This window comes from Rhizobium sp. P1_E6, assembly GCF_056405875.1.
Genome location: NZ_JBFUBG010000089.1, coordinates 1 through 21,754 on the forward strand (window position 1 = coordinate 1; position 21,754 = coordinate 21,754).

Below are 21,754 nucleotides of genomic sequence, written 5' to 3' on the forward strand. Positions count from 1 at the left end.
CCTCTGCGGGGGATGGAATTTGTCGTCATCTGATCCTGCCCTGAGGAGGAAAACAGACTACCGAACCGTGTCACATCGGAGCTGCAGCCTGTTGCTGCACTCGCCAGCAAGGCGACGACCAGGAGGTTACCAGCCGACTTCCCAAACTTCGGCGAAAGACTGAAACGCATGACTCGACCCACTTAGAACGCAACCATTTGTGAATCTATTAAAGCGCGTTAGTATTACCACGCGGTTAAGATGCTGGAATCAGTGCTATATTTTTGAGAACTTGATAACCATAGTTTGCGGGCGAAAAATCATAGCCCGCCGGCCCTTGAGCCAGATGCCGGTTAAAGCTGAGAAGCGAGCCGGGGAATGATCGGCAGGTAGGGAGCGTCGAAGAGCTCTTCCCGCTCAAAGCGGCTGCCGGTTTTAGTCAGGCGAACCATCCTGCATTCATTTTCGGAGATGATCAGCGGCGCGATCATGGAGCCGCCGGAAACGAGCTGATCGGAATAGAAGCGCGGCATGGAACTAAAGGCAGCGGTGACCAGGATGCGATCGAAGGTGCCCTCGCCCTGCATGCCGGCGCTGCCATCGGCCTGACGGATGATGATGTTGCGCAGGCTTAAAGTTTCCACGCGGCGCTGCGCCGAAAGCGTCAGCGTCTTATAGCGATCGACTGTCAGCACGCGTTCGGCAATACGACCGATGACCGCCGCGGTGAAGCCGCTGCCTGTGCCGATTTCGAGTACGCGCTGGCCGGGGCGGACTTTCAGATGATGCAGAAGGCGGACGGCAAAATCGACGCCTTCGAGAAAGGAACCGCAATCAATCGGAATGGTGCGGCTGGAATAGGCATTCTCGACGAACTGCGGCGGCACGAAGAGCGAGCGCGGTGTCTGCTCGACTGCGGTCAGCAAATCGATGTCGGAAATGCCTTCTGCGCGCAATCTGAGGACCAGCGCTGCAAAGCCTTCCTTCTCGGCCAGTTTCGCCGTCACCCCTTTACTCCATGTCCGAGGGCCCGCGCCACGCGGTCCGTCACGGAATAATCGGTCAGATCCAGTTTCAAAGGTGTTACCGAAATCTTATTATGCTTCAGCGCGTGAATATCGCTACCCTCGGTGAAGGCGCCGGCACGTTCGCCGAATTTCAGCCAGTAATAGGGAAAGCCGCGGCCATCGGTGCGCGCATCGACCTGCAGGTTGAAGGCAAGCTTGCCCTGCGCCGTCACCTCCACGCCCTCGACTTCATCAGGACGACAGTTCGGGAAGTTGAGATTCAGGAAGGTGCCCTCGGGCAGATCGACCGTCATCAACTTTTCGAGCAGCGCTGGCGCATGCGCTTCGCAGACCTCCCAGGGCAGGATGCGCGCGCCGTCATCATAGACATAGGCCTGGCTGAGGGCGAAGGAGCGCACGCCCTGCATCGTGCCCTCGATGGCGCCGGCGATCGTGCCGGAATAGGTTACGTCGTCGGCGACGTTGGAGCCGGAATTGACGCCTGACAGTACCAGGTCCGGCTTGATGTCCAGCACCTGCTTGATGCCCATGATGACGCAATCGGTCGGCGTGCCGCGCAGCGCGTAGTGCTTGTCGGAGATCTTCCGGAGCCTCAGCGGCTCCGAAAGGCTGAGCGAATGCGCAAGGCCGCTCTGGTCGGTTTCGGGAGCGACGATCCAGACGTCGTCCGAAAGCGTCCTTGCAATCCGTTCCAGCGCACCCAGGCCCTCGGCATGGATACCGTCGTCATTCGTCAGCAGGATGCGCATTATCTCAGGCCGCCCGTTCGATCTTCGTCAGGCCGCCCATATAGGGCTGCAAAACGTCCGGAATCGTGACCGAACCATCCTCGTTCAGATAATTTTCGAGAACCGCGATCAGGCAACGGCCGACCGCCGTTCCGGAGCCGTTCAGCGTGTGGACGAACTTTGTCGCCTTGTCGTCCTTGCCGCGGTAGCGGGCGTTCATGCGACGCGCCTGAAAATCGCCGCAGACCGAGCAGGACGAGATTTCGCGAAACGCGTTCTGTCCCGGCAGCCAGACTTCGAGGTCGTAAGTCTTGCGCGAGCCGAAGCCCATATCACCGGTGCACAGCGTCATGGTGCGGAAATGCAGGCCGAGGCGCTTCAGCACCTCTTCCGCACAGGCCGTCATGCGCTCATGCTCGGCGAGCGAGCTTTCAGCGTCGGTGATCGAGACCAGCTCGCACTTCCAGAATTGATGCTGGCGCAGCATGCCGCGCGTATCCCGGCCGGCAGAGCCTGCCTCCGAACGGAAGGACGGCGTGAGCGCAGTGAAGCGCAGCGGCAGCTTTTCCTGATCGAGGATTTCCTCGCGAACCAGGTTGGTCAGCGTCACTTCCGCAGTCGGAATGAGGTAGCGGCCATCCGTCGTCTTGAAGAGATCCTCTTCGAACTTCGGCAGATTACCGGTGCCGAACAGTGCCTCGTTGCGCACCATCAACGGCGAGGAAACTTCGGTGTAGCCATGCTCGGTCGTGTGGAGATCGATCATGAACTGGCCGAGCGCACGCTCCAGTCTGGCGAGCGGACCGGTCAAAACCGTGAAGCGCGAGCCGGAGAGCTTGGCGGCGCGCTCGAAATCCATATAGCCGAGGGCTTCGCCGATTTCGAAATGCTCTTTCGGCTTATGGTTCCAGCGCGGCCTCTCGCCGACGGTACGGGTCACGACATTGTCGTGTTCGTCCTTGCCGACCGGCACCTCGTCGAGCGGCACGTTCGGGATGCGTGACAGCTGATCGGCGAGTTCGGCGGAGAGCGTGCGCTCTTCCTCTTCGGCTGCCGGCAGCGTCACCTTGATGTCGGCGACTTCGGCCTTCAGCTTTTCGGCAAGCTCGGTGTTCTTCTGCGCCATGGCAGCACCGATCTCCTTGGAGGCGGCATTGCGGCGGGCGAGCAGATCCTGCGCCTTCTGCACGGCGGAGCGGCGCTTTTCGTCAAGGGCGATCAGAGATTGCGACAGAGGTTCCGCACTGCGCTTTGCAAGGGCAGCATCGAGAGCCTCGGGATTCTCACGGATCCATTTGATATCGAGCATCGTCGTTCCAGATCGTTTCAACAGAATGAACCGGTCGGAGGAAACCCCGACCGGATGGGAAACGGCAGAACTCAGAGAAATGTCCTGATGCGCTCAGACGCTGTCCGTCTTGGCGACATCGGAGGATTCGGAGGCCTCTTCAACCGCCTGCTTGGAACGCTGACGCTCCACGAGTCGTGCCGCGTAGATGGAAATCTCGTAGAGAAGGATCGTCGGCAGCGCAAGGCCGATCTGGGACATGGGATCGGGCGGCGTCAGGACCGCGGCCACGACGAAGGCCAGCACGATCGCGAACTTGCGCTTTTCGGAGAGCCATTGCGACGTAAGAAGCCCGACGCGGGCAAGAAGCGTGGTGATGACCGGAAGCTGGAAGACGAGGCCGAAGGAGAAGACCAGCGTCATGATGAGGCTCAGATATTCCGAAACCTTCGGCAGGAGCGAGATCGCCACCTCGTCATGGCCCGGTGCCTGCTGCATCGACAGGAAGAACCACATGACCATTGGCGTGAAGAAGAAATAGACCAGCGCGCCGCCCATGAGGAACAGGATCGGCGAAGCGACAAGGAACGGCAGGAAGGCCTGGCGTTCGTTCTTGTAGAGGCCGGGAGCGACGAACTTGTAGATCTGCGCTGCAATGATCGGGAAAGCGATCACCAGGCCGCCGAACATGGCAACCTTGACCTGCGTGAAGAAGAATTCCTGCGGTGCCGTATAGATGAGCTGCGCCTTCTCGACATCGAGATGAGCCCAGCTGACAGCAAGCTTGTAGGGGAAGACGAGGTAGTTGAAGATATGCTTGGCGAAAACGAAGCACACGATGAAGGCAATGAAAAATGCCGCAATCGACCAGATGAGCCGCTTGCGCAGCTCCATGAGGTGTTCAATCAACGGCTGCGGCTTGTCTTCTGTTTCACCGCTCATGCCTCATCCTTCTTTTTTCTTACGGCCGGCGTCTTGACTTCGGTCGGCTTCTTCGTTGCCGCAGCGCGCTTCGGCTTTTCAACCGGGGCGGCAACCAGTGCGACCTCGGCAGCCTTGTCTGCCGCCTTCACGCGCGGCTTGCGTACGGCCTTTGGCTTTTCGGTCACGGCAACCGTCGCAACAGGCTGAGGCGCGGGAACGATCGGTGGTGTCTCCGGCAAGCTCATCGAAGGCACCGGCACAGACACGTCCGCAGGAGGCACTTCCGTCTTGTTCCCACCGCCCTGCTCTACCGGCGTATCGACTTTCGTCGAATTCTGCAGGTCGGCCTTGATCTCGTTGCCCATCTGGCGCAGCGGGTTCATCGCCTCGCGCAGGCTGTTGACCGGGTTCAGACTCTGGGCGTCACTGATCGTGCGGCGCACGTCGTCAAGCTCGGCTTCGCGCAGCGCTTCGTCGAACTGGGCACGAAATTCGCCCGCGACCTTGCGGGCACGTGCAGTCATCTTGCCGAAAGCGCGCAGCATCGGCGGCAAATCCTTGGGACCGACGACCACGATCAAAACGACCGCGATAACCAAAAGCTCGGTCCAGCCAATATCGAACATGCAAGGCTCCTGAACGGGCGGCGCGGGGGCTGCGCCCTTTCCCGTAGGTGATTACTTCGTTTCGTCGGCCTTGTGATCAACGGTCTTGCCCGTCTCCGGCGCGTCCTCGTCGGTCATGCCCTTCTTGAAGCTCTTGATGCCCTTGGCGACGTCGCCCATCAGTTCCGGGATCTTGCCGCGACCGAACAACAACAGCACGATGGCCAGAACGATAAGCCAGTGCCACATGCTAAAAGAACCCATTACGCATACTCCCTGTTGCGATGTTCCTTCGATGTAAGAATTTCCGATACGGTTTCCAACATCAATCCTTCTGGATTGAGCTTAATGTCACGGTATCGGCCTTTGTGACAAGTCATTCATCCATCGAAAAGTCGTGATTGACATTGTTTTGCGCGGGCGTGGCAAAAGCAAGACCAAGCTTCGTCATTCCTCGGAAGCGCCGCCGGGGGCCAGCAGTCCGAGTTCCTCGAGATCCAACTGGGTGATCGGGTCCTCGTCCTCGGTCAGTTCGTCGTTCATCAGGGGAGACGGAATATTGAAATTGGCGGGAATGCGGCCCGACAGGAGGCCGGCGCCCTTCAATTCTTCGAGACCCGGCAGGTCGCGCAATTCCTCGAGGCCGAAATGGTCGAGGAAGTCCCGCGTCGTGCCAAGTGTGACCGGACGGCCAGGTGTGCGCCGGCGACCGCGGAAACGCACCCAGCCTGCTTCCATCAGCACGTCGAGTGTGCCACGGGAGGTCTGGACGCCTCTGATATCTTCGATCTCGGCGCGCGTCACCGGCTGGTGATAGGCGATGATCGCCAGCACTTCGAGTGCTGCGCGGGAAAGCTTTTTAACCTCGTTCTCGTCGCGGCGAATGACGAAGGAGAGATCGGCGGCAGTGCGGAAGGCCCAGGCGCTGTCGACCTGGACGAGATTGACGCCGCGCGGCGCGTACTGCTCCTTCAGGCGCAGCATGATCTCATGCGCATTCGAGCCCTTCGGCAGGCGTTCGGTGATGAAGCTTTCGGATACCGGCTGGGCGGAGGCGAAAACCAGCGCTTCGGCTATGCGCTCCGCTTCAATCTCGGCCTGCAGATCGCGGGAAGCGCCMTCGCCTTCCAAGTCTTCGCCTTCAAAATCCTCGTCTCGCGCGTCGATCAATCCGACTGCTCCTGTTCGACCACCTGCAGGGTGGCATGGTTCGGGCCGCGGCGCATGTAGATCGGCTGGAAGGCGCCGTCCTGGCGTAGTTCGAGCTTGCCTTCGCGCGCCAGCTCCAACGAGGCGGCAAAGGCGCTGGCAATAGCGGTGACGCGTTCGGCAGGGCTTGCGAGATAGCGCAGCAAATATTGTTCGAGGACCGTCCAGTCGACGATATCGCCGATCAGTTGTGTCAACAGTTCACGAGCATCGGTGAGCGACCAGACAGTGCGGCGTTCGATAGTCACCTGAGTGATCGCGTGACGCTGGCGCAACGCCGCATAGGCGCTCAGCAGGTCATAGAGATTTGCATCATAATCGGACTGCTGGCGATCCGGGATATGCTCGGGTGCGCCGCGGGCGAAGATATCGCGGCCGAGCCGGTTGCGGTTGACGAGGCCATCGGCAACCTGGCGCATCGCTTCCAGACGCTTCAGGCGGAAGGCAAGCGTTGCGGCCATCTCCTCGCCCGAAGGGCYATCGTCCTTGACCTGCTGCGGGATCAGCAGTCGAGACTTCAGATAAGCAAGCCAGGCTGCCATGACGAGATAGTCGGCGGCAAGCTCAATGCGGATACGCCGCGCGCTTTCGACGAACTGCAGATATTGCTCGGCAAGCGCCAGAACGGAAATACGCGACAGATCGACCTTCTGATTACGGGCAAGATAAAGCAGCAGGTCGAGCGGACCTTCGAAGCCGGCGACATCGATGACCAGCGCGGGCTCGTGGCTGGAACGCTCAGAGCCATTCTCCTGCCACAGCTTGTCCATCGGCGTCGACGCCGCCTGAGATCGGTCCGTGCTCTTGATCGTGTTCACCCTACCCTGCCTCTGCTCAAGCTATCGCAAACATGGCGTCGAATTCTGCCCTTATCGCCGCCTCGTCCGCAGCATCCGGCGTCGGAAAACCTTCCTCCACCGCTCGTGCCCGCTCGTGCGCGGGGCCTGTCAGCGGTGGAACATTTGCCACGACATCGCGCATCTCGTCCATATGGCCGTTGCAGTGCAGCACGATATCGCAGCCACCGGCAATGATATTCGCCGCACGCTCGCCAATTGTGCCGGAAAGCGCGTTCATCGAGGTGTCGTCTGACAGTAGCAATCCCTTGAAGCCGATCTCGGTGCGGATCACCTCATCGATCACCTTCCGGGAAGTGGTCGCCGGATTATCCGGATCGATCGCCGTGAAGACGACATGGCAGGTCATCGCCATCAACTCGTCCTTCATGTCAACGAAGGGCTGGAAGTCGTGGGCTGCAAGCTCCTCGCGCGACACCGTCACAACGGGCAGCTCCAGATGCGAATCCGCAAAGCCACGCCCATGGCCCGGCATGTGCTTCATGACCGGAAGCAAGCCACCGGCTTTCAATCCCTCGGCGGCTGCCCGGCCCATTTCCGTTACGGTGACGGGATCGCCGCCATAGGCTCTGTTGCCGATGACATTGCTGCTGCCTTCAACCGGCACGTCCAGCACCGGCAGGCAATCGACATTGATGCCGAACCGCTGGAGATCGAAGGCGTGCAAGCGTGACATCAACCAGGAGGCGCGCAACCCAAGCGAGCGGTCGCGGCGATAGAGATCGCCGAGCGCCTGTCCAGGCGGATAATGCTGCAGGATCGGCGGACGGATACGTTGGACACGTCCGCCTTCCTGATCGATCAGCACAGGCGCATGCCAGCCGACACATTCGCGCAGCTCGGCAACAAGATCGCCGATCTGCTGCGCTTCGGAAATATTTCGCCCGAAGAGGATGAAGCCCCAAGGGCGTTCAGCCCTGTAGAAGGCCTTCTCTTCGTCGGTCAGCTTGAGGCCGCTGCAGCCGAGGATCATTGCTTTTGATTCGGTCATACTCGAATCATAAGGGCCGCCCCGCGAATTGCGAGCAAGGTCAAGCGCGATCCCACAAAAAAAGAACGGCGGGGCAAGCCCGCCGCTCCGATAGGAATATCCAAAAAGCTCAGCGCGAAATGAGGCAGCTTCCACCGGCGGACCGATACTGCTCGCAAAGGGCGGCAGCTTCGTCCTTCGAGCCGGCCGGGATGCGGACGCGGTAGAAAGTGCCCTTGCCGGCGATATCGGCCTTGCGGATTTCATAAGCGCGGCCAGCAAGCACACCGCCGAACTTCTTCGACAGGCTGGCGTACGACTTTTTCGCCTCATCCTCTGACGGCAACGATGCGATCTGGATGCCATAGCCACCACTTGCGGCGGCCGGAGCCTGCTGTGCCGGCTGGGCAGCGGCTGCTGCCGGTGCAGAAGCGACCTGCGTCGGCTTCTGCTGGGCCGTCGGGCGAACATTGCCGTTCTCGGTTACCGTGCCGACGACATTGACCGGCTGATTGGCCGGGCGGGCCGTCGGGACAGGCGCCGTATCGGTCGTCGCAGCGGGGGCTGCATCGGTGATCGGCGTCGTCTTCACTGCGCGAACCGGCGGATCGACCTGGTCTGCATTGGCGGCGTTCACCTCAGCCACCTTGGCCGTCGTCTGAGCCGGCGGGGCTGCAGGCGCCGTTCCGACGGGCGGAAGTGCAGCAGAGGCGACCTGATTGCCGGTGTTTGCCGGGAAGCTTGCAGCAGACGGCGTCGTCGCCGGCTGGGCTGCAGGCGTTGCCGATGCCACGTCATTGGCCGGTGCGGGTTGATCGGCAGGCGCCGTCTCTTCGCGGGCGACGAGCGTGCCGTCCGGCTTGACGATCATCGTGCGGACCTTGCGAGGCGAAACGGACGGTGTCTCATCGTCACCGGACGCAGAGGCATCCGCAGTGTTGTTTTGCTCGGGCAGCAGGCGCGGATCCTGCGTCTCGCCGACAGCCGTCGGCAGAACCGGATCGGCACTGCCTTCATCGTCATCGGGCGAAACTTCAGGCGTCAGCGTGCGCTGGACGACATCGACCGGTGCCTCATCGGAGGAAACCAGCGCCTTCTGCTTCGGCTCTTCGGCTGAACCTGCGACCCGGTCATAAACGGCCTTGTCCTGGTTCGGCACGGTCTTACCGCCCGGATTTTCAGGAACGACCTTTACCGGTTCCTTATCGGCAGTGATGACACGCGGCTCGCCGGAGCTGACGATGCTGAGGCCTGGACCGTTGGAAACCCAGGTGTAGACACCGTAAGCGCCGCCGGCAAAAACAACCAGCGTAGCGGCTGCGGCCAGCAGGCGGCGCATGGAGCGGGCACGGTTGAAATCCGCGGTCTGGCTGGCGGATTCGATATGGACTTCGGAAACGTTCTCGCGGCGCTCGACCGGCTCGCGCACACTGCGGCGGAAGTCCTCCTCCAGTGCGCGTTCGAAATCATCAAGCCCGTCTGCGAAAGCGGAGCTTGTCGGCTTGGCGACAGCGGCTGCCGTTGCAGCAGCGGCCGGGGGTGCCCAAGCCGGGGCGACAGGCGCCTTCTCCTGCCGCTTGGCAGGCTCGAAGAAGCTTGCGATCTCGGCATCGAGATCGAAATCGAAATCGGCGGTCTTGGCTACAGGCTCAGGATGCTCGACAGGCGGCAGCGTCGGAACGTGCATGTCCTCGACCGTCTCGGGACGATCTTCCGGATCGGAGATCATCGACGGATCGAATGGCAGATCGTCGGTGGATTCGATCGCCCGCACCGGCTTGGCATAGCTGACCGGAGCAGGCTGCGGCTGCGGCACGAAAACCGGTGCTGGCTGCGGACGCGCCGCCGGCTGTGCTGCGGCCACAGGTGCTGCACGCACGGGCTCCGGCTTCGACTGCGGAGCCGGCGACTCAGAGAAGTCGAGATCGGCGAGTTCAAGTTCGATACCGGCGAGATCCAGCTCGAAATCATGGCCGGCAAACGGATCTTCAGCTTCCAGTTCCGGCTGGCGCGCGACGACGGGAGCAGGAGCGATAGGCTGAGAAACCGGCTCTACCGGAGCCTGAACGACCGGATTCGCCGCTTCAGGCTGGCGAAGAACGGGCGTCGCACGGCTCATCGGTACGGGCGCAATGACCGTCGGCTGTAGGGCTGCGCGAGCAACAGGCGCCTCGAAGACAGGCGTCTCGAAAACAGGCGGTTCAAAAATGGGCGCTTCGAAGACCGGCGCCTCGAAAACGGGAGCAGCAGGAACCGGCGCGACCTGCGGTGCCGGCGGCGCAACTACAGGCTCCGGTGCAGCAGCGACAGATTCAGCCACAACGGGCGATGAAGGGCGCTGCGGCACGGGATAACGGGAGACATCCGCCAGGAGATCGTCGAGAACGAAAGCATCCRCATCAAAGGCAGGTTCCGGCAGCGCTTCCGTCAGAGCCGCATCGGGATGGACATCACCTTCGACTGCAGCGGCGATCAGATCGAAACCGRCATTATCGGGTTCGGCCCGCTCTTCGAAGACAGCAACGTCATCAAGCGTTGCGACAGGCTCTTCAGGAAGGGCGACCTCTTCGTGGCGATCGATCTCCGCCGGAAAACCGAAAGATGCCGCAACCGGCTCGAAATCCGCAGCTTCAACCGCCGCGACCGGCAGAGGCTCTTCAGCTACATCAGGCACAACCACTTCGGGTTCGACCGTGAATTCCTGTTCTGCAACAAATTCAGGTTCGCTCGTGAAGGCTTCAACCGGAGCCGGCTCAACAAGCGGAGTCTCGACGACCGGCCCTTCCCGGCGCGGCGCGTGAAAATTGGCAAGCGGAAGACGAATGCTGGCGGCCGACCACTGAGGCGCCTTTGCCGGCGGCTGAGTGGGTGGCGCGACAGGAGCAGCGCCGCCGATCGAGAGCTCAAGCTCCTCAATCAGATCGCGGGCGCCACCATAGGCCGTGAAAGTAAGCGGAGGTTCCGCGGAAACAGCGACAGGCCTGGACGGCGCAGGCAACCAATCGGTTGCGACAGGCGCCTCCCAATCGAGTGCAACCGGCTCCGGAGGGGCCACCTCGGGAGCGACGGCAACTGCTTCCGGAAGCTCGGGCTCGACGACAGGTGTCTCGAAATCGGTCGCAACCGACAGAGAAAGCTCTTCGCCGATCGAGGGCACTTCGTCCTGGACCGGCTCGACATATTCGTAGGTTTCGACTTCCCGGGTGGTTGGCTCTGCCGGGTGATCGAGAGCAGCCAGGGGACGCGGCGTATCGTAACGCTCGAACTCGCGGAGAAGCTCGTCCTCAAGATTGAGAGACGGCTCCTGCCGTTCGGGCTCGCTTACAGTATTGGCCGCAATTCGAGGTTCAAAGCCGACGATACGAGCAAGTTCCGCCAACGGATCATCGTCGGCAAACATATCGTCTTTACCGCGCGTGTCATACGCAAGTCGTTTATCAGCCATGCCCATCCCACTCAAAAACGCTAACACTTCAATGCCAGCGCATTGTGGGTAAATGGTGACGTTATCGCATTTCGTCCGGTGCGGCAGTGCCTGTAATGGCAAGTCCCGACTTCAAAACCGACGCGACGGCGTACACCAGCCCAAGTCTGGCAGTACTCGATTCTCGGTTCTTATCGTTAACAAATCGTAATTCAGTCTGATCTTTACCTTTGTTCCAGTGAGCGTGGAAGGCGCTGGCAAGATCATAGAGGTAAAAAGCGATGCGATGCGGCTCTTGAGACTGGGCTGCACTTTCGACCACGCGCGGGAATTCCGCGGCCTTGGCAATCAGCTGTAATTCGGCAGAATCTCTAATGCCTGCAACGGATTGCGCCAAAAGCTCGGGAGTCGGGGCGAAGTCCGGGAAGGCCTCCTTGGCCTGCCGGAAGACGGACATGCAGCGAGCATGTGCATACTGCACGTAAAAGACCGGATTATCTTTGGATTGCTCCGTTACTTTCGCGAAATCGAAGTCCAGAGGCTCCGAATTCTTGCGATAAAGCATCATGAAGCGGACCGAATCACGTCCGACCTCCTCAACGACATCGCGCAATGTGACAAAATCGCCCGAGCGCTTCGACATCTTCACCGGCTCGCCGTCGCGGTACAGCTTCACGAGCTGGCAGAGCAGCACCGTCAGCTTGGCCTTACCTTCGGAAACACCACGCGCGACCGCCTCCAGACGCTTCACGTAACCACCGTGATCGGCGCCGAGCACATAGATCATCTCGTCGAAACCGCGGTCGAACTTGTTCTTGAAGTAGGCAACGTCAGCGGCGAAATAGGTGTAGGAGCCGTCCGACTTGATGAGCGGACGGTCGATATCGTCACCGACTTCGGTCGAGCGGAAGAGCGTCTGTTCGCGGTCCTCCCAATCCTCAGGCAACTGGCCCTTCGGTGGCGGCAGCGTGCCTTTGTAAACATAGCCCTTGAAGGTCAGGTCGTTGATGGCAGTGCGGATCGCAGCCGCGCCATTGGCATGCAGGGTGCGCTCAGAGAAGAAGACGCCGTGATGGACGTTGAGGGCTGCGAGATCCTCGCGGATCATCACCATCATCATCTCAATGGCGCGATCCTTGACGATCGGCATCCACTGCTCTTCCGGCATGTTGTGCAGGCGTACGCCATATTCGGCAGCGAGCGATTCACCGACCGGGACCAGATAATCACCCGGATACAGGCCGGACGGGATATCGCCGATCCTCTCGCCAAGCGCTTCGCGGTAGCGCAGGAAAACGGAGCGGGCGAGCACATCGATCTGCGAGCCGGCGTCGTTGATGTAATATTCCTTGACGACATCGTAGCCGGCAAAGGCCAGCAGGTTTGCCAGCGCATCGCCGACAACGGCGCCGCGGCAGTGGCCGACATGCATCGGGCCAGTCGGATTGGCCGAAACGTATTCGACGTTGACCTTCTTGCCCTGCCCCAGCACGGAGCGACCGTAATCCGTGCCCGTGCGGATCATCGCATCGAGCACACGCTGCCAGTAGCCAACGGAAAGCCTGATATTGATGAAGCCGGGACCAGCGACGGAAACCTCGGCGACATCGGTGTCTTCCTGCAGCTTGGCGATAATGATTTCGGCAAGCGCACGCGGATTGGTACCGAGCGGCTTGGCGAGCACCATGGCGGCATTGGTTGCCACGTCGCCGTGGGTCGCGTCACGTGGCGGTTCGACTGCAATGCGACCGAAATCGAGCTCGGATCGCTTTTCCTTGACCAGCTCGAGCTGTTCAAGGGCGTTTTTAATCCTGGCTTCAAAATCGGTAAAAAGGTTCATCGCATTCTTCCATGCACAGGCTGTGCCAACAGGGTCGCCGGCGGCTGCCGGGCGGCTGCTGCCTATCGCAAATCGGGAGTGTGGTCAAACAATCGCCTGTGGGCACTGATGGCATAGGTGTCCGTCATGCCGGCCAGATAATCGCCGACATGGCGGGCCTTCGGCGCGTCGGAAAGGCCTGCGATATGGTCGACCCAATAATGGCTCTGCATCTCCTTGGGATTGGCCATGTAAGCGCCAAACAAGTCTTTGACGATCTGGGCAGCACCCGCGCGAATGCGCATGATATCGGGATTGCGATAGATGCGCTTGAAGAGCATCGCCTTGATCTGCCTGTCGGTCTCGGACATTTCATCCGAAAACGTCGCGAGCACATGGTCGGCCTTGCGGATATCGTCGGCGCTTTGCGGGTTCAACTGCCCAAGACGCTTCTGCGCCACGCCGATGACGTCCTCGACCATGCGCGTGATCTGTCGGCGCATGATCTCATGCGTGAAACGGCTCGGCTCCAGATGCGGGTAGCGCTCCCGCACCTCGGCCATGAGCCCGGCAAGAAACGGAATTTCCTCCAGCATCTCGAAATTCAGATAGCCGGAGCGCAGACCGTCATCGATATCATGCGTATTGTAGGCGATGTCGTCAGCGATCGCCGCCACCTGCGCTTCGAGGCTTGCATAGCTCTCAAGCTCCAGATCGTGCAGCTCGCAATAATCGAGAATCGGCTGCGGCACCGGTCCGCGCGTGCCGACACCATCGGCCGTCAGCAGCGGACCGTTGTGCTTGACAAGACCTTCGAGGCTTTCCCAGGTCAGGTTGATGCCGTCGAATTCGGCATAACGCCGCTCAAGTTTGGTGACGATGCGCAAGGATTGGGCATTGTGGTCGAAGCCGCCATAGGGCAGCAGCTCTTCGTGCAGCGCATCCTCGCCGGTATGGCCAAAGGGCGTGTGGCCGAAATCGTGGACGAGCGCCACGCCCTCGGCCAGATCCTCATCAGCCTTCAGGGCGCGGGCAAGCGCGCGGGCGATCTGCGCTACCTCGATCGTATGCGTGAGGCGTGTGCGATAATGGTCGCCGTCCTGGGCGATGAATACCTGTGTCTTATGCTTCAGCCGGCGGAAGGCCGTCGTATGGATGATGCGGTCGCGGTCACGCTGGAAGTCGGAACGCGTCGGGCTGCCGCCTTCCGCATAGAGACGTCCGCGCGAATTCCATGGATCTGCCGCATAGACCGCCCGTTCGCCATAACCGAAACCCAATGCATGCCTGTCGAAGCTCATTCTTCACCGTCACTAATGCGTTGCAGCCTTGCCCATTGACGCCGCTTTCCACTCTTCATACCTATAGCCCATAGAAACGGCAAAGAGGCGCTTCATCGTCCGCTTCGCCAGATCCTGTCCTTTACCTAGGGAACATGATAAGTTTCTTTGATATCATGCGTTTGAATATCAAACGCCGAAAAAGAATTCTCTCCGGAACTTGACCCCGGCAGGAGGAAAAATGACTGAAGTGAATGTAACCCTTTCCGATGCCGCGGCAAAGCGTATTGCGGCCATTGTCGGCAGCGATCCCGGCAAGAGCGCGTTGCGCGTCTCCGTCGAAGGCGGCGGCTGTTCCGGCTTTTCCTACAAGTTCGACCTTGTCGATGCGCCGGCAGAAGACGACCTTGTCGTCGAGAAGAACGATGCCAAGGTGCTGATCGACAGTCTCTCGCTGGTCTACATGGCCGGCTCGGAGATCGATTTCGTCGACAATCTGCTCGGCCAGTCGTTCCAGATCAATAATCCGAATGCAGTGGCAAGCTGCGGCTGCGGCACCAGCTTCGCAATCTGATCCAACATCTGCTTTCCACATCCAACCGGCCGAAGATTTTCTTCCGGCCGGTTTCGTGTCTTGTCCGACGGCGCCGGAGCGCGATACAAGAACGCTCGAGACAGAGAGCAGGATGGAAGCCATGAAGATCGCGACCTGGAACATCAACGGCGTCAAGGCGCGCATCGACAACCTGACGCAATGGCTGAAGGATTCCAGTCCCGACATCGTCTGCCTGCAGGAAATCAAAACGGTCGACGAAGGCTTCCCGCGGCTGGAGATCGAGGCGCTCGGCTACCACGTCGAAACGCATGGTCAGAAGGGCTTCAACGGCGTTGCCATTCTCTCCAAGAGCTCGCCTTCGGAAGTCAATCGCGGCCTGCCGGGCGATCCGCTCGACGAGCAGGCGCGATTCCTCGAAGCCGTCTTCTCGCTGCCCGACAACAAGGTGGCGCGCGTTTGCTGCCTCTACCTTCCGAACGGCAACCCACCGGAAACGGAAAAATACCCCTACAAGCTCGCCTGGATGGAGCGCCTGCGCAAATTCGCGGCCGAGCGTCTGGAATTCGAGGAAATTTTCATTCTCGCCGGCGACTACAACGTCATCCCCGAGCCGCATGATTGCTTCGACCCCAAGGTCTGGGCAAGCGATGCGCTCTTCCTGCCGCAAACGCGCGAATCCTTCCGCCGGCTGGAAAATCTTGGCCTCGTCGACGCCGTACGTTCGGCGACGGATGCGACAGCGCTCTATTCCTTTTGGGATTATCAGGCCGGCGCCTGGCCGAAGAACAACGGCATCCGCATAGACCATCTGATGCTGTCACCGGAAGCAGCTGACTGCATGACGTCAGCGGCGATCGAAAAGCATGTGCGCGCCTGGGAAAAGCCGTCCGACCACGTGCCTGTCGTAGCTTACTTCGATTTTGCTGCCTGAGCTTTAAAGCTCAGTCATCCGAACCGGTCGCAATCGTGTGCGACAGGGATACGGCCGCGCGCCGATCTGCTTCGCTGGCGATGGAGAAGGCATCTTCCTGCAACGATTGCATCCAGCTGCAATCCTTCGGTTTGCAGCGGTCGAGAGCCGCCGTCATCAACGCCAGGCCGCGGGCGGACTGGCCTTCATCGAAAAGGATGTTACCGAAGACCGACATGGCGCCGGGGTGGCCGCTCTTGCGGGCCTGATTGAGCCATTTCTTGGCCTGATTGATATTGGCGCTGCCGCCCTCGCCTGCCAGCATCATCTGCGCAAGCTGGAACTGCGCTTCGGGAACACCGAAGGTAGAAGCAACCTGGAAATAGAGCTGGCGGGACTGATTGAGATCGATCTTCACCGGGCTGCCGGCAATGCCGTGCTTGTAATAGCTGGCAAGCGACAGCAGAGCATTGATGAAGAAGCCGGTATCCTCCGAACCAGGCTCCACGCCCTGCTGTGCGATCTCGCTATAGATCTTGAAGGCTTCGAAATCATCCTGCGCCACGCCGTCGCCGTCGGCATACATGTTGGCGAGCGCCCAGCGCGAACCGGTGTGGCCCTTTTCGGCGGCATATTTATAGGCTTCGACCGCCTCTTCCTTCTGACCGTTCTTGTACGCCTTGAAACCGAATTTGAAGAGATCGAAAGGCCCCGATTCTTTCGTGACGCCCGTCTTTATGTCGAATGCCAGCACCGGACAGGCCATGGCCAGAGAAACGGCCATCGACATGCTAAGCAGCGTGAATTTGAACAATCTGAACTCGGACGTTACCATCTCTACCGGTTTCTTTCGTTCATCACAGACGCCTGGCGGCGGCCTTTTTCGCCGTTCTGCCCGCGTGGGATGCATTCCTTCCAGGCGAGCGATCCCACGGCGGGCTCCAAGGCCCCTTTACCCGCGTCGCTTCCAGCCCCATGCCCCTCTTTCAAAACCAGCACATCCTTGTGAACCATCCGCCTTCCGGCATGGTCCGCATGTGATGCCTGCGGTACTCCCTTTGCGATCCAAGTCTCCACCCGTCCGCCTTTATCGTCTTCGTAAACAGCAAATGTGACCAAACCGGTATCGCACCCTTCCCTGAAGAACGAAGCTTCATGCCGGAGGACTGAAAATGATGGAAAGACGTGAATCTGCAACACTGACGAAGGGGCGTGTTTCCGGCCGGAAATGCCTTTGGCGGAAAGCAAAACAGCTGCTGCCGCTGGCTTCTCGCCCGCGCTATCGCGATGTCTGGCATTAGCGGAAAAAATTCGACCCATGCTACTGCTTACGCACACCCTACGCTTGTCATTTCCTCGCCCGCTAATAGCGCTGCGCTCTCTTTGTGGCGGGAAATGGACAAATTCGCCCCACCGACACCATACGCGAACCGTTGTAAAAAAGTGTTGCTGAATCGTCACAAAACGAGACGAGAAGATGGAATGATTAATGGCGTCAAACAAAGAAGAGCCCGGCAGTGCCGGGCTAGTCAATTCTTCAAATCAGGGAATTAAAACTTGACCTTTATGCTGGTCGATAGTGCAGCAACCAGATCGTTGCCAAAGGAATAGGAGACATCATCTCCAAACGTGACGCCATTCTGTGTCACGACGCCAGACGAACCACTCGTCAGGACGCCAACGGCACCGGCGACGCGCCACTCGATATGTTCTGTCGGCGTGAAGGCAGCACCGACGCCAAGCGTCCAGCTATCGGTCTGAGAGCCATAGCCCTGGCTAGTGCCGCGGTCCCATGTCAGGCTGACAGCGCCTGCCCATTGATCATTGAATTTGTGGCCGACACCACCGGTGATGGTCCAGCCATCACGATAGAGAAGGTCGAGCGAGGTCAGTTCCGTCCTCCCTCCGGAGGTGCAGGCGACCAGGCCCTTCGTCGATGTCGGGCAGAAAGGCACAGACTGAAGGACGCTCCAGTTCGTCCACTTGACCGAACCGAAAGCGAGCCAATCCGGAGCGATACCGCTCTGCAATTTCAGTTCGAGCGAATCCGGCGCTTCGGCGGAACCGAAGACGGGCGTCACCCTTCCATAGGGAGCGGCATTCAGCGGCGCAAAGGGTGCAGTAACCTGCGTGAGATCCACCGTACCCGTCAGGTTGTCGTACTTTACGCGGCTGTTGTAGACGAGGCTCGCGCGCATCGCATATTCCGGGATCTCATAGGCAAGACCGGCGCGCCAGCCCCAGCCATTGTCTTCAAGATCGAGGCGACCGATGCCATTGCCCGTGCCGAGCAGAAGCGGAACCGTCGAAACCAGACGCTCCTTGAAGCCGTCGACTTCCTGATAGAAGGCACCGCCGATGACACGAAGCTGGCCGGGGCCGACATCGAAACGATAGGAGCAGGTGCCACCATAGTTGCGGGTATTGATCTCCGTCTCGATATTGTTATTGGCGCCAGCCCAGTTCAGACCGGGATTGGAATGCCCGCCAAATGGCTCGGAATAGTCGACAAGGCAGTCGATCGCATCGCCGAAACCGGCCTTGAAGCCAATATAAGGAACGGTGTAATTTGCGGTATCGTCGGCGGTGCTCGAACGGTTGTTCAGATTGCCACCCCCTGGAGATACCGAGGTATCCGTGTCGCGCGCGTTCTTCAGCTTGCGCTGGGGCGTGACATATATAATGCCTGATTGAAACGAGAAGGGCGAGGTATCGAACAACTGATCGATATTATAGCCGCCGCGCTCCAGACCACCCGCAAAGGACGGTGAAGCGAGCGCCGAAAGGATAATGAGCGATGTTACGCCCCTGGAAAACATACGCGCTGCCATTGTGTCTCCCCCACTCAAGCAATTGATGTAATCACACTGTGCTAGTGAACTTAACAAATCGCAACGAGACGCTCCGCTGCGACGCGAAGTTGCGTTATGACTAATTTACGTAACTAATTGACGGGCACGTCAAAAAATTGGATAGATAAAATTCTATTCTTCTATCTGTCGATTTTTAGGGGCCTATTAGATTCTCATTCCACTACAGGTAGAAGCTGTATCAAAGTGACAACAGTAGCGATTTTCGCGTTCAGCATCCCCCAAACGGGTTATATCCACAGGCCGAAAGGCCAAAACGGCCCTAGCTCTTTCGAATCATCATATTTTTGAACGCAAAAGGCGCGCTCCGGGGAACGCGCCTTCAGGAATATTATACTCGCTATCCGCGATTATCCCGCTTCGCTAACTCGCGCCAAAGCAGTCCTCAGGCTTTCAATCTGGCTCGTCAGCTCTGCATGACGCTCGCGCTCGGCCTCCACCACTTCCGGGTTGGCATTGGCGACGAACTTCTCATTCGACAGCTTGCCRTCGATGCGCACGACTTCGCCCTCGGCCTTCGCAATCGCCTTTTCGAGGCGGCTCTTTTCCGCCGCCAGATCGATCAGATTGCCAAGCGGCAGACAGGCGGTCGCTTCTGCGACGATGATCTGAGCGGCACCCTTCGGCGCAGCTTCCGCCAGCGAAATGGCTTCGACACGTGCCAGGCGCTTGATGGCTGCGTCGTGACGGAACAGCCGTTCGCGCGTCAGGCTGTTGGCACCAACGACGACAAGCGGCGCGGTTGCCGCCGGCGGCACATTCATTTCCGAGCGGACAGAGCGGATGCCCGAAACGAGGTCGATCAACCAGTTGATCTCATCGGCCGCGGCATTGTCGGCGTAAGACGGCGACGGCCAATCGGCATGGCAGAGCAATCCGTCACGTTCCTGGCCCTCACCAGCCGTATGCGCCCACAGCTCTTCGGTCATGAAGGGCATGAAGGGATGCAGCAGCTTGTAGATCTCTTCCAGAACATAGGCGCTGCAGGCCTGAGCTTCGGCCTTCGCACCCTCGTCCTCGCCGCTGAAGACCGGCTTCAGAAGTTCGAGATACCAGTCGCAGAACTGGTTCCAGACGAAACGATAAAGTGCCCCGGAAGCATCGTTGAAGCGATAGGCTTCAAGAGCTTCCGTAACGTCACGTTCCGCGCGGGCAAGCTCCGTGAGGATCCAACGGTTGATGGTGAGTTCGGCGGCTTCCGGTACGAAATGCGGATCGCTTTTGACGCCATTCATTTCGGCAAAGCGGGTGGCGTTCCAGAGCTTGGTGCCGAAATTGCGGTAGCCGGCGATACGGGCCGGGTCGAGCTTCACGTCGCGACCCTGCGCGGCCATGATCGTCAGGGTAAAGCGCAGCGCGTCTGCACCATATTCGTCGATCAGTTCGAGCGGGTCGATGACGTTGCCCTTGGACTTCGACATCTTCTGCCCGTTCTTGTCGCGCACCAGAGCGTGAATATAGACGGTATGGAACGGCTCGACCGGGTTATCGTCCTCGTCCTTCATGAAATGCAGGCCCATCTGCATCATGCGAACAACCCAGAACGGGATGATATCGAAACCGGTAACAAGAACGCTGGTCGGGTAATATCGCTCCACTTCGGGTGTCTTGTCCGGCCAGCCAAGTGTCGAGAACGGCCAGAGTGCCGACGAGAACCAGGTGTCGAGCACGTCTTCGTCACGTACCAGAATCTCGCCCGGCCTGAAGTTCTCAAGCAGGTCCTCGACATAGGCCTTCATCGGCCCTTCATGCGACAGGTAGTGCTGGATGGCGGCCTGCAGCGCCTCCTCTTCGGTCTTCTCGACGAAAACCTGACCATCAGGGCCATACCAGGCCGGAATCTGGTGACCCCACCAGAGTTGACGGGAGATGCACCACGGCTGGATATTGTCCATCCATTGGAAATAGGTGTTCTCCCAGTTCTTCGGGACGAACTTTGTCCGGCCTTCGCGAACGGAGGCTATGGCAGGCTTGGCAAGGGTCTTGTTATCGACCCACCATTGCTCGGTCAGACGCGGCTCGATCGGCACACCACCACGGTCGCCATGCGGAACCATATGCTTATGCGGCTCGATCTTGTCGAGCAGGCCGGCTTCCTCGAAAACCTCGACGATGATCTTGCGTGCAACGAAACGATCCTGGCCTTCCAGCCGGTCCCACGCGCCATGCAAGGCGGCCGGGTGATCGAGACCTTCCAGAAAGTCCTCGTTTTCTTTGATGGTCACCGAACCATCGACGTTGAGGACATTGATGGCGCGCAGGCCGGCACGCCTGCCGACTTCAAAATCGTTGAAATCGTGCGCGGGCGTGATCTTGACCGCACCCGAGCCGGCTGCCGGATCGGCATAGTCATCAGCGACAATCGGAATCCTGCGGCCAACAATCGGCAGGATGACATGTTTTCCAACGATGGACTTGTAGCGCTCGTCCTTGGGATTAACCGCAACGCCGGTATCGCCAAGCATCGTCTCCGGCCGCGTCGTCGCAACCACGAGGTAATCGCGTGTTTCGAATTCGGTGGGCTTGCCCTCCTCATCAAAAGCGATCGGGTACTGATAGGTGACGCCGTCTTCCAGCGGATAGCGCAGATGCCAGAGATTGCCTTTAAGCTCGATCTGCTCGACTTCCATGTCGGAGATCGCCGTCAGCAATTTCGGATCCCAATTGACGAGGCGCTTGTCCTTGTAAATCAGGCCTTCCTTGTAGAGCGTGACGAAAACCTCGAGAACGGCCCTCGAGAGGCCCTCGTCCATGGTGAAGCGCTCACGCGACCAGTCGCAGGAGGCGCCGAGACGCTTCAACTGGTTGAAGATCAGGCCGCCCGATTCGCCCTTCCACTCCCAGACCTTTTCGATGAAGGCATCGCGGCCCATGTCGCGGCGGCCAGGAAGCTGCTGCTCCATCAGCTTGCGCTCGACGACCATCTGCGTGGCGATGCCGGCATGGTCCATGCCCGGCTGCCAGAGGACATCCTTGCCGCGCATGCGCTCGAACCGCACCATGACGTCCTGCAGCGTATTGTTCAGCGCATGACCCATGTGCAGCGAGCCGGTGACATTCGGCGGCGGGATGACGATGGTGAAGCTCTCCGCACCCGGCTTCGCATTGGCGCCGGCACGGAAGGCATCCGCCTCATCCCATTTCGCAGCGATTTTCGGTTCGACGGCGGCGGAATCGTAGGTCTTTTCGAGCATTTTCTGACCAATTCGAAGTTCGAGGATGGGCGTTTTGTAAATAGGATGGCTACGGCCAAGTCAATAAAAAAGCCGCCCCGGAGACCGGAGCGGCTCTTGTCCAGAAAAAGCGG

General features: G+C 59.5%; 18 protein-coding genes and 1 pseudogene. 2 read left to right on the plus strand and 17 right to left on the minus strand.

The window, feature by feature from the left end; genetic code table 11:
- From AC1D35_RS28565 to AC1D35_RS28625, 13 genes and pseudogenes are all read right to left on the minus strand, one after another.
- Window positions 1-170 (minus strand): annotated as a pseudogene (locus tag AC1D35_RS28565) (peptidoglycan-binding protein); the annotation flags it as partial.
- A gap of 162 nt (window positions 171-332) precedes the next feature.
- On the minus strand, window positions 333-986 hold the full coding sequence (locus AC1D35_RS28570; protein ID WP_113311598.1) for a protein-L-isoaspartate(D-aspartate) O-methyltransferase: 654 nt from the start codon (window positions 984-986) through the stop codon (window positions 333-335).
- Complete coding sequence (surE, locus tag AC1D35_RS28575; RefSeq protein ID WP_113295712.1) at window positions 983-1,756, minus strand: 5'/3'-nucleotidase SurE; 774 nt, start codon at window positions 1,754-1,756, stop codon at window positions 983-985. Before surE ends, AC1D35_RS28570 begins: the two co-directional genes overlap by 4 nt.
- 4 nt (window positions 1,757-1,760) lie before the next feature.
- Window positions 1,761-3,044: a serine--tRNA ligase gene (gene serS / locus AC1D35_RS28580; protein ID WP_113311597.1), complete on the minus strand. Its 1,284-nt coding sequence runs from the start codon at window positions 3,042-3,044 to the stop codon at window positions 1,761-1,763.
- A 93-nt stretch (window positions 3,045-3,137) separates the two neighbouring features.
- Window positions 3,138-3,965 (minus strand): twin-arginine translocase subunit TatC, encoded by an 828-nt coding sequence (tatC, locus tag AC1D35_RS28585; protein WP_113295714.1) that lies wholly within the window; start codon window positions 3,963-3,965, stop codon window positions 3,138-3,140.
- Entirely contained in the window at window positions 3,962-4,573 is a 612-nt protein-coding gene (tatB, locus tag AC1D35_RS28590) for a Sec-independent protein translocase protein TatB (protein WP_113311596.1), read from the minus strand. Before tatB ends, tatC begins: the two co-directional genes overlap by 4 nt.
- Before the next feature lie 51 nt (window positions 4,574-4,624).
- The gene (locus AC1D35_RS28595; protein WP_113295716.1) at window positions 4,625-4,816 is read right to left on the minus strand and encodes a twin-arginine translocase TatA/TatE family subunit; all 192 of its coding nucleotides are present in this window, start codon (window positions 4,814-4,816) and stop codon (window positions 4,625-4,627) included.
- Window positions 4,817-4,999: 183 nt separating this feature from the next.
- Window positions 5,000-5,722 carry an SMC-Scp complex subunit ScpB gene (gene scpB, locus AC1D35_RS28600; protein ID WP_477941301.1) on the minus strand — a complete coding sequence of 241 codons (723 nt, stop codon included), beginning with the start codon at window positions 5,720-5,722 and terminating at the stop codon, window positions 5,000-5,002.
- Entirely contained in the window at window positions 5,719-6,579 is an 861-nt protein-coding gene (locus AC1D35_RS28605; protein WP_477941303.1) for a segregation and condensation protein A, read from the minus strand. The genes scpB and AC1D35_RS28605 overlap by 4 nt, the downstream gene beginning before the upstream one ends.
- A gap of 16 nt (window positions 6,580-6,595) precedes the next feature.
- Window positions 6,596-7,609, minus strand: coding sequence for a beta-N-acetylhexosaminidase (nagZ, locus tag AC1D35_RS28610; RefSeq protein ID WP_113311629.1), 1,014 nt, complete (start codon window positions 7,607-7,609; stop codon window positions 6,596-6,598).
- A gap of 109 nt (window positions 7,610-7,718) precedes the next feature.
- On the minus strand, window positions 7,719-11,033 hold the full coding sequence (locus AC1D35_RS28615; RefSeq protein WP_477941306.1) for an SPOR domain-containing protein: 3,315 nt from the start codon (window positions 11,031-11,033) through the stop codon (window positions 7,719-7,721).
- 61 nt (window positions 11,034-11,094) lie between these two features.
- On the minus strand, window positions 11,095-12,852 hold the full coding sequence (argS, locus tag AC1D35_RS28620) for an arginine--tRNA ligase (protein ID WP_113311593.1): 1,758 nt from the start codon (window positions 12,850-12,852) through the stop codon (window positions 11,095-11,097).
- Window positions 12,853-12,914: 62 nt separating this feature from the next.
- Window positions 12,915-14,132 (minus strand): deoxyguanosinetriphosphate triphosphohydrolase, encoded by a 1,218-nt coding sequence (locus AC1D35_RS28625; protein WP_113311592.1) that lies wholly within the window; start codon window positions 14,130-14,132, stop codon window positions 12,915-12,917.
- A 220-nt stretch (window positions 14,133-14,352) separates the two neighbouring features.
- Between AC1D35_RS28625 and erpA the strand changes: the two genes are divergently transcribed.
- Both erpA and xth read left to right on the plus strand, forming a co-directional pair.
- Window positions 14,353-14,685 carry an iron-sulfur cluster insertion protein ErpA gene (gene erpA, locus AC1D35_RS28630; RefSeq protein WP_113295721.1) on the plus strand — a complete coding sequence of 111 codons (333 nt, stop codon included), beginning with the start codon at window positions 14,353-14,355 and terminating at the stop codon, window positions 14,683-14,685.
- Between the two features lie 121 nt (window positions 14,686-14,806).
- Window positions 14,807-15,598, plus strand: coding sequence for an exodeoxyribonuclease III (xth, locus tag AC1D35_RS28635; RefSeq protein ID WP_113311627.1), 792 nt, complete (start codon window positions 14,807-14,809; stop codon window positions 15,596-15,598).
- 10 nt (window positions 15,599-15,608) lie between these two features.
- Here xth and exoR read toward each other — a convergent pair whose 3' ends face one another.
- The 4 genes from exoR to AC1D35_RS28655 all read right to left on the minus strand — a co-directional run bounded on the left by exoR (window position 15,609) and on the right by AC1D35_RS28655 (window position 21,641).
- Window positions 15,609-16,412 (minus strand): exopolysaccharide production regulator ExoR, encoded by an 804-nt coding sequence (gene exoR, locus AC1D35_RS28640; protein ID WP_113311591.1) that lies wholly within the window; start codon window positions 16,410-16,412, stop codon window positions 15,609-15,611.
- Between the two features lie 2 nt (window positions 16,413-16,414).
- The gene (locus AC1D35_RS28645) at window positions 16,415-17,080 is read right to left on the minus strand and encodes a hypothetical protein (RefSeq protein WP_477835483.1); all 666 of its coding nucleotides are present in this window, start codon (window positions 17,078-17,080) and stop codon (window positions 16,415-16,417) included.
- A 47-nt stretch (window positions 17,081-17,127) separates the two neighbouring features.
- Window positions 17,128-18,408, minus strand: coding sequence for an OmpP1/FadL family transporter (locus tag AC1D35_RS28650; RefSeq protein WP_113311590.1), 1,281 nt, complete (start codon window positions 18,406-18,408; stop codon window positions 17,128-17,130).
- A gap of 389 nt (window positions 18,409-18,797) precedes the next feature.
- A complete protein-coding gene (locus AC1D35_RS28655; RefSeq protein WP_477941313.1) occupies window positions 18,798-21,641 on the minus strand; it encodes a valine--tRNA ligase in 2,844 nt (947 codons plus the stop codon).
- Between the last annotated feature and the right edge of the window lie 113 nt (window positions 21,642-21,754).

Bases quoted from the DNA above. Each gene is read 5' to 3' on its own strand.
- serS (WP_113311597.1), bottom strand. From the start codon at position 3,044: ATGCTCGATATCAAATGGATCCGTGAGAATCCCGAGGCTCTCGATGCT.
- exoR (WP_113311591.1), bottom strand. From the start codon at position 16,412: ATGGTAACGTCCGAGTTCAGATTGTTCAAATTCACGCTGCTTAGCATG.
- nagZ (WP_113311629.1), bottom strand. From the start codon at position 7,609: ATGACCGAATCAAAAGCAATGATCCTCGGCTGCAGCGGCCTCAAGCTG.
- xth (WP_113311627.1), top strand. From the start codon at position 14,807: ATGAAGATCGCGACCTGGAACATCAACGGCGTCAAGGCGCGCATCGAC.
- surE (WP_113295712.1), bottom strand. From the start codon at position 1,756: ATGCGCATCCTGCTGACGAATGACGACGGTATCCATGCCGAGGGCCTG.
- tatB (WP_113311596.1), bottom strand. From the start codon at position 4,573: ATGTTCGATATTGGCTGGACCGAGCTTTTGGTTATCGCGGTCGTTTTG.
- AC1D35_RS28625 (WP_113311592.1), bottom strand. From the start codon at position 14,132: ATGAGCTTCGACAGGCATGCATTGGGTTTCGGTTATGGCGAACGGGCG.
- tatC (WP_113295714.1), bottom strand. From the start codon at position 3,965: ATGAGCGGTGAAACAGAAGACAAGCCGCAGCCGTTGATTGAACACCTC.
- AC1D35_RS28650 (WP_113311590.1), bottom strand. From the start codon at position 18,408: ATGGCAGCGCGTATGTTTTCCAGGGGCGTAACATCGCTCATTATCCTT.
- AC1D35_RS28595 (WP_113295716.1), bottom strand. From the start codon at position 4,816: ATGGGTTCTTTTAGCATGTGGCACTGGCTTATCGTTCTGGCCATCGTG.
- argS (WP_113311593.1), bottom strand. From the start codon at position 12,852: ATGAACCTTTTTACCGATTTTGAAGCCAGGATTAAAAACGCCCTTGAA.
- erpA (WP_113295721.1), top strand. From the start codon at position 14,353: ATGACTGAAGTGAATGTAACCCTTTCCGATGCCGCGGCAAAGCGTATT.